Genomic DNA, 15,964 nt, shown 5'->3' on the forward strand with positions numbered 1-15,964 from the left:
AGTTTTGCTAATTACAAGACATCAATTATTCGTTAAAAAAACATTATTTACAAAGCGGGGACACATCAATAAAAAAACCTGCCGGCTTAATTGATCTGCTCTTTAACCTGTCCGCAGGTTTTCATGTGCTCGGGGAAGTATGGATTTTCGATGGCTTTATTGACAGATAGCCAATAGCCGCCCTTGCCATTATCAGCCATAGGACAAAAATCAACATATATTGGGGCCGATTTAAATTTAGCGCCTTTTATAAGACCGATGACATCTTTACTCAATATCAAAAACGCGTCGCGCTGCGCTTTGATATCATCACCTGTTGCTATTTGATGAGCAAGCGTAGCGGTTTCAGTACAACCTTTAATACCGGCCAGTTTATCCTCCAACATAGTGGCAGTACTTTTAATGCCCTTCATGTTCGATTTCAGGAACTGATTTTTGAGACCTATATAATTATTAAATACATCGGCTGTATTGGAGGTATCAGCTACTTTGGCTACGATAGTTTTAGTACTATCTGATTTGATTGCTGTTACTTCTGCCGGTTTGTTGGTTTGTTTGCATGCGGCTAAGGCAACCACGAGGCCTGCAAATAGGGCGCTATTAAAAAGATTGATCTTCATATGGGTATCAATTTGTGCGTATGGCTTCCACAGGATCAAGCCTCGAAGCTGAATACGCCGGAATAATGCCCGAAATTACACCTATTCCCAAAGAAAAACCTAAGCCTTTTATAATATTATTGATATCCAGTACCACCTGCACATCAAACAGTGCCTTGACCCCGAAGGTTGAGAAATACACCAGTAAAAGCCCAACCAAACCTCCCAACAAGCAAAGCACAATGGATTCGATCAAAAACTGAAGCAGTATGAAATAATTTTTAGCACCTAATGATTTTTGAATACCTATAATATTAGTACGTTCTTTTACCGATACAAACATGATGTTAGCTATACCAAAACCACCCACCAGCATGGAGAATAAACCGATAATAAAACCACCTTTATTAACAATGCTGAAAAGATCGTCCAGGGCGTTGGTAAGCATCGTGGTGCGATTCAGTGAAAAGTTATCTTCCTGTCCGGGTCGCAAACTCATGATGGAACGCATCAGACCTCTCAGTTCACTCTCTACATCATCAACCGGGATACCTGTTTTACCCCTTACGATAATTTGCGGGTTATATTTTTCATTTTGTACATCAATCAAATTATGAGCAAAATTAAGGGGCAATAAAACTTCTTTATCTGTTGATATACCCAGCATGTCTTTTCCTTGTTTTGAAAACACCCCCACCACTGTTACGTAACGGTTCAGTACTTTGATCTGTTTACCCACAGCATCACCAGCCGGAAACAGGTTTTCGGCTATATCAAAACCTATATTAACTACAGGCGCACCTGTTTTTGATTCCATTTCGGTAAAATACCTGCCGTTCGCAAAGTCAAAGTTCCAGGTTTTGTCATGATCTTTCGAAGCCGCATCTATCTGGGCGCCTTCAACCGTGTTGCTCTTATACTTAATGGTGCGGTTATCTATAGATATCTCGTATGATAAAGCTTCGGCAGTTTGGCTGCGGCGCTGCAACTCATCAAAATTGCGCAATTTAGGTACCGGCCGCTGTAAATATTTCCACCAGGGAAAATCGCTGCCCCCAACCCAAGGCCATTTTTGAACATAAATACTGTTATTACCCAACTTATCGACACTCTTTTGCAGGTTATTGCGCAAGGTATCAACAGCCGAAAAAACCGCGATGATCGTAAATATGCCTATTGTTACCCCAAGCAAGGAAAGCATAGTGCGCAGTTTATTTTGTCTTAGCGCATCATAAGCGAATAAAAAGCTTTCTCTGAAAAGTTTTAAAAATAGCATACAACTTATTTTGATCTCGATGGTTAATCATTCTACCACACAGGTTTACAAACTATGGCGGGAGAATATTTTTGTAAAAATATACCAGTATGGAATATTTCGTTTTTTAGACGATATTACAGCTGTTAAGTTACATTCTTTTTATATATAAACTGAATAATATGCAAACCATGTTGTTCATAAAAAAATCGGTGACATTAACAAAAAAAATTCATACATTTGCGCCCTGAAAATTCATAAATACAAGCATGAAATTATCTCAATTCAAATTCAATTTACCCGAATCATTAGTAGCACACAATCCATCTGCCACCCGCGACGAAGCCCGTTTAATGGTTTTACACAAAGATTCAGGAAAAATTGAGCATAAAATATTTAAAGATGTACTGGATTATTTTGATGATCAGGATGTCATGATCCTGAATAACACCAAAGTATTTCCTGCACGTTTGTATGGTAATAAAGAAAAAACAGGTGCTACAATTGAAGTGTTTTTATTACGCGAACTCAATAAAGAACTTCGTTTATGGGATGTGCTGGTTGATCCGGCCCGTAAAATACGCGTAGGTAACAAATTATATTTTGGTGATGACGATCTGTTGATTGCCGAAGTTGTGGATAACACCACCTCACGTGGCCGCACCATCCGTTTCTTATTTGATGGTACCGACGAAGAATTCCGCAGAAACGTGGAGATCCTGGGCGAAACACCACTGCCAAAATACATTAAACGCAAGGCTACTGCCGAAGATAAAGAGCGTTACCAAACCATTTTTGCCAAGCACGAAGGCGCTGTTGCTGCCCCTACTGCCGGCCTGCACTTTAGCCGTGAGCTTATGAAACGCCTGGAATTAAAAGGTGTTGATTTTGCCGAAGTTACCCTGCACGTGGGTTTAGGAACTTTCCGCCCGGTTGAGGTGGAGGACCTGACCAAGCACAAAATGGACTCAGAGCAATTTATCATTGAGCAAAAACAAGCTGATATCGTAAACCGCGGTATCGAACGTAAAAAACGCATTTGCGCGGTAGGTACAACTTCTATGCGTGCCATTGAATCAGCTGTATCTGCTGGTAAAACATTGAAAGCCGCTAACGACTGGACAAGCAAATTCATTTTCCCTCCGTATGATTTCAGCATTGCCAACAGCATGATCACCAACTTCCACACACCAGAGTCGACCTTATTGATGATGGTATCGGCATTTGGCGGTTATGAGCATGTAATGAACGCTTATGAAGTTGCGGTTAAAGAAAAATATCGTTTTTACAGCTATGGCGATGCCATGCTGATCATCTAAAATCAGATTTGAGATGTTAGATTTGAGATATGAGAGTTTTCTTGTATCTCATTTTTTTTGCTTTAGATTTGGGTAATATTTTTTATGGACGATCAAAATCTCAAATCTCAAATCGCATATCCCGCATCTAAAAAATACTACGCCATTATAGTGGCAGGTGGTACTGGTACCAGGATGCAATCAGTGGTTCCTAAGCAGTTTCTATCGCTTAATGGACTACCTGTTCTGATGCATACTATACAGGCTTTCACCCAATCGACCATCAAACCTGACATTATTTTAGTTCTACCAGCGGCCTATCATGATTATTGGAAAGAGCTTTGCCACACCCATCAATTTGATACGCCTCATACTTTGGTTACCGGCGGCGAAACTCGTTTTCATTCTGTCAGGAACGGACTTGACCTGATATCGTCTGACGATAACACCCTGGTAGCCATTCATGATGCCGTACGACCGCTTACCAGCAATCATATTATCGAAACCTCATACCAATACGCCCAGAAACATGGCAATGCGGTTACAGCCGTTAAAAGCCGTGATTCGGTAAGGCAGTTGGTCAATGACAGGTCTGTAAGCTTATTAAGAGATCAAATCTACCTGATACAAACCCCGCAAACTTTTAAAATAAGCTTATTAAAAAAAGCCTACCAACAACCCTACAGCGAACATTTCACCGACGATGCCAGCGTGGTTGAACAGGATGGGGTTGAAATACACCTTACCGAAGGCAGCCATCAAAACATCAAGATCACTTTTCCCGAAGACATAGCCATAGCCGAACTGCTTTTAAACAAAAAGCCAACGACCTGAGGTCATTGGCTTAAAATTCTTAATTGCATGAGCAGGTAATTGCTATGCCCTGCGGATAATTCCTAAAAGTACAGCGATAATAGCTATAACCAATAAAATGTGGATCAGTCCGGTAGCGTGACCAAAGAAAAACCCAAATATCCATCCTATTACCAGGATAACGGCGATAATGTACAATAAACCTCTCATTTTTGATATGTTTTAAGTGATAAATATGAAAGGCATATTACTAAAATCATTCCAAAAAGCAGAGTTCATAAAAAAACCCTCCATAAGAGGGTTTTTAATGCTGTTAATATTCGTCTTCGTTAAAAAAGAAATCGTCTTTTGTCGGGTAATCCGGCCATATTTCTTCGATATTTTCATACGGTTCACCATCGTCTTCCAGCGCCTGCAGGTTTTCAATAACCTCAACAGGAGCTCCTGAACGGATAGCATAATCAATTAATTCATCCTTTGTTGCGGGCCAGGGCGCATCTTCAAGGTGAGATGCTAGTTCAAGTGTCCAATACATGTTTCTCTATTTATATTTAATTCAGTAAATTAACTTTTTCGCAAAAGTATAATATTTTCAATTGGAAAATCAACATTTTTTTTCACATTTTTCATATGCGGGGTATCCATTGATTTTCAGGTATTTTATGCTCAGTTGCAATCTTACGTGCTAAAGTGAACAGGTAATCGCTCAATCTGTTCAGATAAATGTTCACTTTTTCGTCAACCGGGCTTTCTTCGGCTAAATGAACGGTTATCCTTTCGGCCCGCCGGCAAATACATCTTGCAATATGGCAAAACGAAATGGTATTATTTCCGCCCGGTAAAATAAAATGACGTAATTCAGGCAATTTTTCGTTCATAGCGTCCATTTCCTGTTCCAGTAGCTCCACATCGGTCATATACAGGTCGGGTATTACCATTTTTGATCTTTCCGGATCGGCGGCTAGCGAGGAGCCTATAGTAAACAATCTGTCCTGTATCTGCTTCAATATGTCCTTATCATGCTCAGTAATATCCTGATCGCGAATGAGGCCGATATAGGAATTCAGTTCGTCAACCGTTCCATAGCTCTCAATCCGTATGTGGTGTTTGGCTACCCTGGTTCCTCCTATTAATGATGTAAACCCCTTATCGCCTGTTTTAGTATATATCTTCATATTTTATCCGGCAGCATTTATCCTTTAGTTCAATATACGTGTATATATTTTGTATTGATACCACTTGTAGTATAATTTTTGCTAATAAAGTGTAAATTTTTAAATGATAGGCTTAAACTTGCATAAATAACAGAGTCAAGAGGTAAGAGTCAAGAATTAAGAGAATATATAATAGCAATTTAGTTTTTATCCAATCTTGACTCTTACCTCTTGATTCTCATAACTTGGTTCTTTTTAACTATAAAACTATGAGATCGATCATATCATCAAAATTCGTAATTATACCTTTTGCCGCATTAGTAGTCTCGGCTTTTAGCTGTGGCAACAGTAATAGTTCCAAAGCACCGGCAACGGCAACAACCGCTTCTCAAAAAACGGTATCTATATCTACACTCATCAGCGAGCAACAATTCAATGAGCTTTTTCCGCAACGCGATAAATTTTATAGTTACGCTGCTTTTATAAAAGCAGCAAACGAATTAGGCGAGATAAAAATAAAAGTTACCCGCAGGGCCACCTCGGTATATCAATATATACGTACCGATAAAAGTACAGGCAAAACAAGTACTGTAAGACAAGATGGCGACTGGAACGAGGAATGGGCCAAAAAGAAACCCGACAGCACTTTTACGGTAGATTACGGCAACTTCGGGACCCAATTTAGCGCCGAAGCCAATAAAAAGGAGCTGGCAGCATTCTTCGCGCATATAGCCCACGAAACCCGCCACGGTGTAAATGCTACTTATACCGACGGGCTGATGCTGATACATGAAAGCAATACATCTTTAAGTTATATAGCCGAGAGTGACGAATACCCACCGGTGGCAGGCAAAAAGTATTATGGCCGCGGTCCTATGCAGTTAAGCTATAACGGCAACTACGGCCTGGCCTCTACCTGTATATTTGGTGATGCCAAAACTTTATTGAACAATCCTGATATGGTGGAGACCGATCCGATAGTAGCTTTTAAAGCCGCTATTTATTTCTGGATGACACCCGAAACGCATAAACCATCGGCACATGATGTGATGACGGGCAAGTGGCAGCCCAATGCTATTGATAAAGCTAAAGGCCGCACACCCGGCTTTGGCATGACCATCAACATAGTGAACGGTGAGGTTGAGTGCAACAAAGGCGAAAACATGTACAGCATGAACGACCGTATTGGCTTCTATCAATTCTTTTTAAAGAAATTGGGTATCACCGATGCCAACTGCGCCTGCTCATGCGGTAAAATGGAACCTTATAAGTATTAAGCTTATATTTACACATGCGTTTTTTTCTTTCTATAATTACCTTGTTAAGCTTTAGCCTTACCACATGGGCTGCTGCTTTGCCTGATACTGTTAAAAAAGATAAACATATTGCTGGTCGCCCAGCCTCGATAGGCATTATAGGCGATACCGCTAACGTAAATACGCCGGTCAAAGCCGGCCTGGTGATGATAGGTGGCGGCAGGGATGTTGACGAGGCTTTTAAATGGATGATAGACCGCAGCGGTGGTGGCGACGTGGTGATTATCCGGGCGTCGGGTAAAGATGGCTACAACCCCTATATTAATGGACTGGGTAAGGTAAATTCGGTGGAGACCCTTAAAATTGATTCAAGGGCTTTGGCCAACAACGATACGGTTGCTTATATCATCCGCAATGCCGAAATGCTTTTTATCGCTGGTGGCGACCAATCCAACTACATGAATTTTTGGCGGGGAACCAAAACCATGGATGCTATCAATTACCTGCTCAATGTAAAACATGCGCCTGTTGGCGGCACCAGCGCCGGCTGCGCCATTATGGGTGGCATCTATTACAGCGGCGAAAATGCCAGCGTTACCGCCGAGCAGGCCCTGGCTAACCCCTACAATCCGTTGGTGAAATTGTATCATGATGATTTGCTGCATGCCCCCTTCCTCCAATCGGTAATTACTGATCAACACTACATTACCCGCGACAGGCAGGGCCGCCATGTGGCCTTTTTAAGCCGTATTGTTAAAGACTGGCACTTATTTGCCAACGGCATAGCTGCCGATGAACATACCGCGGTTTGCGTTGACGAAACTGGTCATGCGGTAATCTTTGGTACCAGTAAGGCCTACTTTTTATTGACTAATAACCCAAAACCGCCCGAGGTATGCGAGCCGGGCAAACCCTTAACCTGGAATAATAACCAACAAGCCATCCATGTTTATGAAGTACAGGGGACTGCAACCGGCAACGGAAGTTTTGACGTAAGCAGTTTTAACCCTACACAAGCATCGGGTGGTAAATGGCAATGGTGGTGGGTAGAAGCCGGGAAGTTAAAGCGACAGGAGGCGAAGTAATTCCCCTCAGTCCATTTAAGCGTAAAAGTGGGTTTACATGGTTTACACAATTTACGGTTAACATTGACTTATTTAATTGATTATCAATTTATTATAATAAAACACAATAAATTAATGTAAACCGACTTATTGGCTCATTTAAGCGTCCGCGCTTATGGCTATTTGAAGTCTCACCGCTCCCGCGAGATTAGCGTAGCGTATCTCGTGGGATGCATGGTTAAAGCTTCCAGCTTTAATTCAGCTGAAAGCCCGCGGTAGCGGGAGTATTAACAATCATGTCATTGCGAGCGATAGCGTGGCAATCTCCTCCCTTGCTAACGCGTAGACGGAATAGCTACGAGATTATTAATGTTGTATTTTTTTTAACGGTATTAATGAGCTCCCTTTGGTCGGTTGTCTTCGTCGTGCCTCCTCACAATGACATATTTGAGATATAATTTCTTACCCTCAATTCTGGAGTAACCTACTTCAACACCGCCGGTAAAATATACTCCTGCATTATTTTATCAACTTGTGGATGCGCGTAGGGTTTGCCATATGCTGTAGCCGTAACAATCACCACCAATGGCACATCGGTAAAAACAAATATTTTGTTGCCCCCATTACCCGAGCAATAAAAAGTTTCGTACGATTTATCATTCACGGTGTAGGTTTTGTTCCAGAACAGATAGCCGTAACACCCCTCGCCTACCACATCTTTTGGCAGGGTAAGATATTTGGTAAACGATTGTTTCACCCAGCTTTCAGGAATGATCTGTTTGCCGTTCCATGCCCCATTATTTTTATATAACTGCCCGAATTTGGCATAATCCAGTGAGCGCATCTGCAAGCCGCCGGCGGTACTCGGAACGTGCTGTGGAGAATATGGCCACTGATACTTTACTATACCCAGAGGTTTAAACAGTTTTTCATCGGCATATTTTTCCAAGCCTCCCGGGACAGACTTATTGACCATATCGCCCAGAAGCATAGCTCCGGCCGTAAAATAATTCCATTGTTTGCCCCCGGTTTTGGCACTATCCACACGAAGATCGAGTGTGAATTTTGCCCAATCAGGCGTTGGGTACATATTTTCTTCATTCCCGGGCGAATCGCTATCGTTATCATCCCCATCAAATATGGAGCTCATGGTGAGCAGGCTTTTCAGGGTAATACCTTCTTTCCGCGGCGAATAGTTATTAAACTTCTTAAGATCGTAAAAATCTTTTAACGTTTGGTTTTCGCTTTTTATAAACCCATCATGTATAGCGATCCCCATCATGGCCGAGGCGAAAGTTTTGCCCACCGAGCGGGGATCATGCAATGAATCGCGCGAGCTGCCATTAAAATATTCTTCAATCAGGAGCTTTCCATTTTTAATGACCACAATACTGGTAATATCTTTCAACTTATTTTGAGCTATTAAGCCATTCATTGCCATGATCTTGTTCTGATCAAAGAGTTCGCTGGAAACCTGCCAGCCGCTATTGGGTTTTATAGCCTGTACCTGGACAGCCCTTGTATCAGGCGGTGGAACGGTAAACCGAAGCCCTCCCTGGGCAATTATTTCACCAACTTTTAAATCCGGGATATTGATATACGGTCGAACCTCTATTTTCAATAAATGCTCACCTGTTATCAACGCGTCGTCACCGCCCCTGGCTGTAAAACGATACCAAAGGCCCCTTCCCCAGGAATCTTCGTTACGGTTACTGATCAATGGGACACTTATAGTGGTTTTAGTATTTTTAGTTGCAGGTAAATTAGCCCCTTTATTGAGATTCTCCTGGTATATCTGCCGGCCATCAACATAAAAAGTAAACTGAAAATTCCCTTTATTTGAATCCTCAACGCTTAAAGAGGAATTGAGTTGGTGTTGATAATTGGTTAAGGAATTGGCTATAAAAAACCTCATATACAGATTATTTTGAGGTCTTGCTTCAAATTGATTAAGCAGGTCGGTTTGTTTTAACCTTGTTAAATTGATGGTATCGGCCAGAAAAACAACTTTCCCCACATTGCCTTTGTAGACGGGCAAAGTGAGCAACTCGGGCTGGGTAATATTGCTGGTTTGCGCAAATGATGATGTGGTAACAGTAATGAAGGTTAGGATAAAAAGTATATAGCGTTTCATCTTTTTATGATATGATATATGCAAAGCTGCATGGATAAACTCACACAAAATAGAACAGAATTAACATGCCCGCGTAAGCAGTTTACGGTAGGCCGATGGATTGCCGTCGCTAAACTGCTTAAAGCTGCGTAAAAAATGGCTCTGGTCTGCAAAACCGCATCGAAAAGCAATATCGGTTAACGACAGATGATGATCATGCAACAAGGAGAACGATCTTTCGACCCTTAACTTCCTGATGTACTCGCCCAGGTTACAGTTAAAATATTTTGAAAAGTCACGGGAAAGATGAACTGGGTGAATTTGCAATTGAGCCGACAGATGATCAAGTGTATGCTTTTGAGTAAACTCATCTGCCAGGATCTCCTTTAATTTTTTGGCCCAAAGCGGCACCTGCTGTGGCGGACTTAATTTGCCAACCTGCATTTTGACCAGTGTTTGCAACAACAACGCTTCAACAGAAAGGGCGGTTACTTCATCGTCAATTTTTGATTCTTTAAAGAGCCTGTACAGCAAAAATTTAACATCCGGATCATTGATCGTAAAACTTCCCTGAATTTTATCCTGTTGAAGATCAAAACCATCAAACCAGTTTTTTTGCAACTCGATATGGAAGCCTCGCGTAAAGCCTTTGGGTTTTATGTTGTAATGTGGATCCTGCCAGTTATGAAACAGCAAACTACCGGCCGAGCAATTGTAAATTTCCTTCTTGTTGCCTTCAATAACATTGCCGGCTAATATAAACGTGAAATAGGCATTTTCGTGATAGTGCCAATCTACCTTATCGTGGGTGTATTCGGTATCGGTTAAAGTGATCCCTTTCAAACAGATGGTTTGATTGGTTTGTCCGTAAAAACTTCCTGTTTGTAAATATTTCACGGATAATTGAATTTTCGTGATTCCTGACTCTAAAAGTCCTGTCTCTTTTAAACCTCTTCTACCTTGCGGTTTACGGTTTGAATCTCGGTATTGGCATAATCATTTTCAATCAGGCCATCGCGCATACGCACAATACGGTGAGCGTGTTTGGCTATATCCTCTTCGTGGGTTACTAAGATGATGGTGTTGCCTTTGGCGTGGATATCTTCTATCAGGCCCATTATTTCAATGGATGTTTTAGTATCGAGGTTACCTGTAGGCTCATCGGCCAAAATAATAGATGGGTTATTGATCAAGGCACGCGCCACGGCTACACGCTGGCGCTGACCACCCGATAACTCGTTTGGTTTATGATCAATACGATTGCCTAAACCCACGTTTTTAAGCGCGTTGGTAGCACGCTCTGTGCGGTTTTCTTTGTTAATGCCGGCATAAATTAAGGGTAAGGCCACATTATCAAGCGCCGTATTACGAGGCAACAGGTTAAATGTCTGGAAAACGAAACCGATCTCGGAGTTACGCACCTCGGCCAGTTCATTATCAGTCATGTGGCTTACGTTGATGCCGTTCAGGATATATTCACCTTTTGAGGGTGTATCCAGGCAACCCAGGATATTCATTAAGGTTGATTTACCCGAACCTGATGGACCCATCAATGCTACAAACTCGCCTTTATTAATATTCAGGGTAACTGATTTAAGCGCGTGGATCACTTCGGAGCCGATCACGTACTTACGCCCGATATCTTTAATGGTTATTAATGGTTTGTCAGTATTCAATGGCTCCATATATATTTTTCGTTTGGACTAAGATACACTTCTGAATGTTACAGATAATTCAAAATTAAAAAGTCAAAATTCAAAAGCATAATAAGGGGTTCTGAATTTTGACTTTTTAATTTTGAATTATGAATTTACTTCTCGATCACTTTGGCAACCAGGAAGTAGTTTTCATCGTGTTTTGGGGCGTTTTCCAGCGCTTCCTCATGGGTTATCCTTTGTTTTACTACATCATCGCGCAAAATATTGGCATCGCCGGTCATATAAACCAGGGGCTCCACGCCGGTTGTATCCAGTTCATTCAGTTTTGCCATAAAGTCAAGGATCTTACTCATATCCTTAATCATTTCCTGCTTTTCTGTTTCGTTAAGCTCTAAACGGGCCAGGTGGGCAACTTTTTCAACTGTTTCTTTATCAATGGTCATGCCTGTAGCAATTTTTGTTTAATAATATCGTAAACCTCATCGCGCAGGGCGTCGGCGTCATCTAAGGTTAAATGGGCCGTTTCAATGGGTTTATGTACAAATATATCACAAATTCCGGGTCTGCTGCCAAATTCTTTACCGGTATCCCAAAGCACTTTCCAGGTATCCAGTGAGGTAATGGGGATAATTGGCACCTTCATTTCGATAGCCAACCTGAAAGGGCCATTCTTAAATTGATGTAAAGCAGGCGGATAAGTATCAGGAATGGTACCTTCTGGAAATATCACTACACTCACGCCATTCTTTAACCTTTCGGCTGCCACTTTAAATGCTCTGAATGATGATATTTTGCTTTCGCGGTTAACCGTAATATCTATTGTTTTAAAAAAAAAGTTTAGCACAAAATAAGCTTTCAGTTCTTCTTTGGCCATAAAACAATGATTATTATGTAAATTGGTGCTGATAGCCAATACGTCAAGGTTTGAAGTATGGTTAGGGCATATTACATAAGTTTTGTTCCAGTCGATAGGCGCCTCATAGGTGGCCCGATAAAATATACCTGAGCATGCCGAGCTTATCAGTGCAATTATCTGCCTGAATTTATTGATGTATTTATAAAGCTTTGGTCTTTTACTAAGCAGGTACAGAATTGGGAAACAAAGGATAAAAAAGAATGTAACACTGGTCTTGTAAAACTGTGTATGTATTCTTTTTATTATTAATTTCATGGCGACCAAAATTAGAAAAAATACTCAATCACCACAGGCTAAACCATCACTAACTGTTGTTGCTCGTTAAGTTTCTGTTTCATCATGTCATAAACCCTGTCGCGTAGCATGTCGGCATCGTCAACAGTTAGGTTGTTGGTATCAATGGGTTTATGCACATAAAAATCGCAAACACCTGGCTTACTGCCGTATTGCAGTCCGGTATCCCAGAGCATTTGCCAGGTATTGGATGAGCTTACCGGGATAATGGGTATTTTTAACTCAATGGCTAGCCGGAAAGGCCCATTTTTAAACTCCTGTAACTGTGGTGGGTAATCATCAGCTATTTTGCCTTCGGGAAAAATGATCATGGTTATACCGCTCTGTAATTTTTCGGCTGCCTTTTTGAAAGCCCGAAATGACGACATTTTACTTTCCCGGTTCACCGGGATATCAACCGAACGGAAGAACAGACCGGTCACCAGGCCATCTTCCAGCTCCTGTTTACCCATAAAGCTGCAGTTATTATTTACCAATGAGCACATGGCAGCAATATCCAGGTTAGAGGTATGATTGGCACATACAATATAGGTTTTGCTCCAGTCAACAGGTTCTTCAAACTCAAAGCGGTAAAAGAAGCCAACGGCGGTCGAACTGATTAAGCCCCAGAACCTTCGTAAGCGGTTCAGGTTCCGGTAACGCTCGGGTTTTCGCGAGCAATAGTAAAAAAACGGCCAGAATATAAAATAAGATAATGCCACACTGAGCACATACAGGTAGATATGCACTTTTTTCAATATCATTTTCATCAGCATCAAAAATAGAAAAATTCCTTACTTTCGCAACCTATGGAAACTGTTGTTAGTGGCATCCGTTCAACCGGAAATCTGCACTTAGGAAATTACTACGGAGCGCTGCAAAATTTTATAAAAATGCAGTCTGAATATAACTGCTTTTTTTTTATCGCCGACCTCCACTCATTAACTACGCACCCTACCCCAGCCGATCTGCATACCAACGTAAAGCAGGTTTTGGTAGAATACCTGGCTGCCGGCATCGACCCGGACAAAGCGACCATCTACGTACAATCAGACGTACCGGAGATAGCCGAATTATACTTGTATCTTAATATGAACGCCTACCTCGGCGAGCTGGAACGCGCCACATCTTTTAAAGACAAGGTGCGCGCCAATCCCGATAATGTAAATGCCGGTTTGCTTACTTACCCGGTATTGATGGCGGCTGATATTATTATCCATAAAGCAACCAAAGTACCTGTTGGTAAGGATCAGGAACAACACCTGGAAATGGCCCGCACCTTTGGCAACCGCTTCAACAGACTGTACAATCACGATTACTTTCCCGAACCTTACGCTTTTAGTTACAGCGACAACCTGGTTAAAATTCCAGGACTTGATGGTAAAGGAAAAATGGGTAAATCAGAAGGAGAAGGCAATGCTATTTTCCTGGGTGATACACCGGAGGCCATTCGCAAAAAAGTAATGCGTGCGGTAACCGATGGCGGACCTACCACAGAAAATCAAACCAAACCCCAGGAGATCCAGAACCTGTTCGACCTGATGAAAGTTGTTTCATCGGCAGATACGCTGGCTCATTTCGATAACCTGTATAATACCTGCAGCATTCGTTACGGTGATCTGAAAAAACAGCTGGCCGAAGATATGATCATTGCCACTGCCCCTATCCGCGATCGTATCAATGCCATTGCCGGAGATGCTGCTTACCTGAGCAAAGTAGCCCAGCACGGTGCCGATAAAGCCCGCGAAAGCGCTTCAAAAACCATACGCGAGGTAAGAGAAATTATAGGTTTCAGGAAATTTTAATAAGTTCATTGTCAGAATCAGAATTGACAGAATTTTAGGATTTACAGAATTGATCGCTAAAAATTTTTATAATTCTGATGATTCTGTAAATTAGGAAAATCCTGATTCAGACAAATTCTGTAAATTAGGAAAATTCTGATCCGAACAAATTAACACTGTATGCACATAGCTATTGTAGGAAACATAGGAGCGGGCAAAACTACCCTCACCGAAATGCTGGCCCGGAACTATGGATGGGAACCGCTGTTTGAAGCCGTTGATAACAATCCCTACCTTGAAGATTTTTACAGCGACATGAAACGCTGGAGCTTTAACCTCCAGATCTATTTCCTGAACAGCCGTTACCGCCAAATAGTGGACATACAAAAAAGCGGGCGCAACATTCTGCAGGATCGTACCATTTATGAGGATGCCTATATTTTTGCCGAAAACCTGCATGATATGGGCCTCATGACTACCCGCGACTACGAAAACTACCAGTCTATATTTGATAATATTACCGAGTACATTAAACCACCCGATCTGTTGGTTTACCTCAAAGCATCTGTACCTACCCTGGTGAGTAATATACAACGCCGCGGTCGGGAATATGAAATAGGTATTCGCCTGGACTACCTCTCTAAACTGAACGAGAAGTATGAAAAATGGATCAGGAACTATAAGCTGGGCAAATTATTGATATTGGATAAAGACAACCTTGATTTTGCCAACAATACCGAAGACATGGCCACCATTGTTCAACTGATCGAGCGCGAAATTAACGGACTGTTTTAGAACGTTGTAAGTTTGACGTTTTACGTAATACGTTCCAAGCAGTTCAAGCATTTAAATAATTACCAGGCGAAACGTACAACGTATTACGTAAAACCTACAACCTAACAAATGAAAGTATTAGGTATTATCCCCGCCCGTTATGCGTCTTCCCGTTTCCCGGGCAAGCCATTGGTTGATATTGGTGGTAAAAGTATGATACAGCGGGTTTATGAGCAGGCCAAAAAATGTACCAGCTTAAGCGAGGTTGTTGTTGCTACCGATGACGAACGCATATTTAATCATGTACAGGCTTTTGGCGGCGTAGCCGTAATGACCGGGTCTGACCACCAAAGCGGAACCGACCGTTGTGCCGAAGTGGCCCTGCTGCACCCGGAGTATGAAGTGATCATCAACATTCAGGGTGATGAACCATTTATCGATCCCGAACAGATCGCCAAATTAGCCGCCTGCTTTACCGACAAAGCCACACAATTGGGCACACTGATCAAACGAATTAAAACCGAGGAGGAATTGTTTAATAACAACTCCCCAAAAGTAGTGGTCAACAAATTATCCGAGGCGATTTATTTTTCACGCTCTGCCTTGCCGCACATCCGCGGACAGGAACCCGAAAACTGGCTGGAATTTTATACTTTCTTTAAACACATCGGCATATACGGATATCGGGCCGATATCTTACAGCAGGTCACCAAACTACCCGTATCATCACTGGAAAAAGCCGAAAGCCTTGAGCAGCTCCGCTGGATAGAGAACGGCTACCGCATCAAAGTTGCCGAAACCGAACTGGAAACCTATGCGGTTGATGTACCAGAAGATCTGCTGAAATTGAAGTTTTAATAATATCTCCTTTACTAATTCCGAGCTTATAAGTTCCATCCAGTTGGGAGGGAATCGCAGATGCCCCAGCTTTCTTTTTACTATTCTGAACATCTCAATATTAATCGTTTGATTAAAATATGGCATTCATATAACACTATGGGGTTAAA

General features: G+C 41.8%; 18 protein-coding genes and 1 pseudogene. 7 read left to right on the forward strand and 12 right to left on the reverse strand.

Annotated features, from left to right (window positions below; genetic code table 11):
• Window positions 1–86: 86 nt before the first annotated feature.
• The 3 genes and pseudogenes from BLR84_RS13505 to BLR84_RS30580 all read right to left on the reverse strand — a co-directional run.
• Window positions 87–620, reverse strand: coding sequence for a DUF3347 domain-containing protein (locus BLR84_RS13505; RefSeq protein ID WP_090468718.1), 534 nt, complete (start codon window positions 618–620; stop codon window positions 87–89).
• 7 nt (window positions 621–627) lie between these two features.
• The gene (locus tag BLR84_RS30575; protein ID WP_369829181.1) at window positions 628–993 is read right to left on the reverse strand and encodes an ABC transporter permease; all 366 of its coding nucleotides are present in this window, start codon (window positions 991–993) and stop codon (window positions 628–630) included.
• A gap of 135 nt (window positions 994–1,128) precedes the next feature.
• Window positions 1,129–1,875 (reverse strand): annotated as a pseudogene (locus BLR84_RS30580) (ABC transporter permease); the annotation flags it as partial.
• Between the two features lie 248 nt (window positions 1,876–2,123).
• Between BLR84_RS30580 and queA the strand changes: the two are divergent.
• The gene (queA, locus tag BLR84_RS13515; RefSeq protein ID WP_090468721.1) at window positions 2,124–3,173 is read left to right on the forward strand and encodes a tRNA preQ1(34) S-adenosylmethionine ribosyltransferase-isomerase QueA; all 1,050 of its coding nucleotides are present in this window, start codon (window positions 2,124–2,126) and stop codon (window positions 3,171–3,173) included.
• A gap of 84 nt (window positions 3,174–3,257) precedes the next feature.
• Window positions 3,258–3,986: a 2-C-methyl-D-erythritol 4-phosphate cytidylyltransferase gene (locus tag BLR84_RS13520; RefSeq protein ID WP_090468723.1), complete on the forward strand. Its 729-nt coding sequence runs from the start codon at window positions 3,258–3,260 to the stop codon at window positions 3,984–3,986.
• Window positions 3,987–4,028: 42 nt separating this feature from the next.
• Here the strand turns inward: BLR84_RS13520 and BLR84_RS29690 are convergent, their stop codons facing one another.
• The 3 genes from BLR84_RS29690 to BLR84_RS13530 form a co-directional block, all read right to left on the reverse strand.
• Window positions 4,029–4,175: a lmo0937 family membrane protein gene (locus BLR84_RS29690; RefSeq protein ID WP_143013900.1), complete on the reverse strand. Its 147-nt coding sequence runs from the start codon at window positions 4,173–4,175 to the stop codon at window positions 4,029–4,031.
• Window positions 4,176–4,278: 103 nt separating this feature from the next.
• A complete protein-coding gene (locus BLR84_RS13525; protein WP_002996718.1) occupies window positions 4,279–4,500 on the reverse strand; it encodes a DUF2795 domain-containing protein in 222 nt (73 codons plus the stop codon).
• A 91-nt stretch (window positions 4,501–4,591) separates the two neighbouring features.
• The gene (locus BLR84_RS13530; RefSeq protein WP_090468725.1) at window positions 4,592–5,140 is read right to left on the reverse strand and encodes a cob(I)yrinic acid a,c-diamide adenosyltransferase; all 549 of its coding nucleotides are present in this window, start codon (window positions 5,138–5,140) and stop codon (window positions 4,592–4,594) included.
• A gap of 248 nt (window positions 5,141–5,388) precedes the next feature.
• Between BLR84_RS13530 and BLR84_RS13535 the strand changes: the two genes are divergently transcribed.
• Window positions 5,389–6,396 carry a chitinase gene (locus BLR84_RS13535; RefSeq protein WP_090468727.1) on the forward strand — a complete coding sequence of 336 codons (1,008 nt, stop codon included), beginning with the start codon at window positions 5,389–5,391 and terminating at the stop codon, window positions 6,394–6,396.
• Between the two features lie 14 nt (window positions 6,397–6,410).
• A complete protein-coding gene (locus BLR84_RS13540) occupies window positions 6,411–7,460 on the forward strand; it encodes a cyanophycinase (protein WP_090468729.1) in 1,050 nt (349 codons plus the stop codon).
• A 463-nt stretch (window positions 7,461–7,923) separates the two neighbouring features.
• On the opposite strand, the gene BLR84_RS13545 is transcribed toward BLR84_RS13540, so the two are convergent.
• The 6 genes from BLR84_RS13545 to BLR84_RS13570 form a co-directional block, all read right to left on the reverse strand.
• Window positions 7,924–9,573 (reverse strand): serine hydrolase domain-containing protein, encoded by a 1,650-nt coding sequence (locus BLR84_RS13545; RefSeq protein ID WP_090468730.1) that lies wholly within the window; start codon window positions 9,571–9,573, stop codon window positions 7,924–7,926.
• Window positions 9,574–9,633: 60 nt separating this feature from the next.
• Window positions 9,634–10,449, reverse strand: coding sequence for an AraC family transcriptional regulator (locus tag BLR84_RS13550; RefSeq protein ID WP_090468732.1), 816 nt, complete (start codon window positions 10,447–10,449; stop codon window positions 9,634–9,636).
• 47 nt (window positions 10,450–10,496) lie between these two features.
• Window positions 10,497–11,237, reverse strand: a complete 741-nt coding sequence (locus BLR84_RS13555) for an ABC transporter ATP-binding protein (protein ID WP_090468733.1) — start codon at window positions 11,235–11,237, stop codon at window positions 10,497–10,499.
• Window positions 11,238–11,362: 125 nt separating this feature from the next.
• Window positions 11,363–11,653, reverse strand: coding sequence for an Asp-tRNA(Asn)/Glu-tRNA(Gln) amidotransferase subunit GatC (gatC, locus tag BLR84_RS13560; protein ID WP_090468735.1), 291 nt, complete (start codon window positions 11,651–11,653; stop codon window positions 11,363–11,365).
• The gene (locus BLR84_RS13565; protein WP_090468736.1) at window positions 11,650–12,381 is read right to left on the reverse strand and encodes a lysophospholipid acyltransferase family protein; all 732 of its coding nucleotides are present in this window, start codon (window positions 12,379–12,381) and stop codon (window positions 11,650–11,652) included. Before BLR84_RS13565 ends, gatC begins: the two co-directional genes overlap by 4 nt.
• Window positions 12,382–12,419: 38 nt before the next feature.
• Entirely contained in the window at window positions 12,420–13,163 is a 744-nt protein-coding gene (locus BLR84_RS13570; RefSeq protein WP_369829180.1) for a lysophospholipid acyltransferase family protein, read from the reverse strand.
• A 45-nt stretch (window positions 13,164–13,208) separates the two neighbouring features.
• Between BLR84_RS13570 and trpS the strand changes: the two genes are divergently transcribed.
• From trpS to kdsB, 3 genes are all read left to right on the forward strand, one after another.
• Window positions 13,209–14,204, forward strand: coding sequence for a tryptophan--tRNA ligase (trpS, locus tag BLR84_RS13575; protein WP_090468739.1), 996 nt, complete (start codon window positions 13,209–13,211; stop codon window positions 14,202–14,204).
• Between the two features lie 159 nt (window positions 14,205–14,363).
• Window positions 14,364–14,978, forward strand: a complete 615-nt coding sequence (locus tag BLR84_RS13580; protein WP_090468740.1) for a deoxynucleoside kinase — start codon at window positions 14,364–14,366, stop codon at window positions 14,976–14,978.
• Between the two features lie 108 nt (window positions 14,979–15,086).
• Window positions 15,087–15,815 carry a 3-deoxy-manno-octulosonate cytidylyltransferase gene (gene kdsB, locus BLR84_RS13585; RefSeq protein ID WP_090468742.1) on the forward strand — a complete coding sequence of 243 codons (729 nt, stop codon included), beginning with the start codon at window positions 15,087–15,089 and terminating at the stop codon, window positions 15,813–15,815.
• The last annotated feature ends 149 nt before the right edge of the window (window positions 15,816–15,964 follow it).

This window comes from Mucilaginibacter sp. OK268, assembly GCF_900103125.1.
In the GTDB taxonomy this organism is placed as follows: Bacteria; Bacteroidota; Bacteroidia; order Sphingobacteriales; family Sphingobacteriaceae; genus Mucilaginibacter.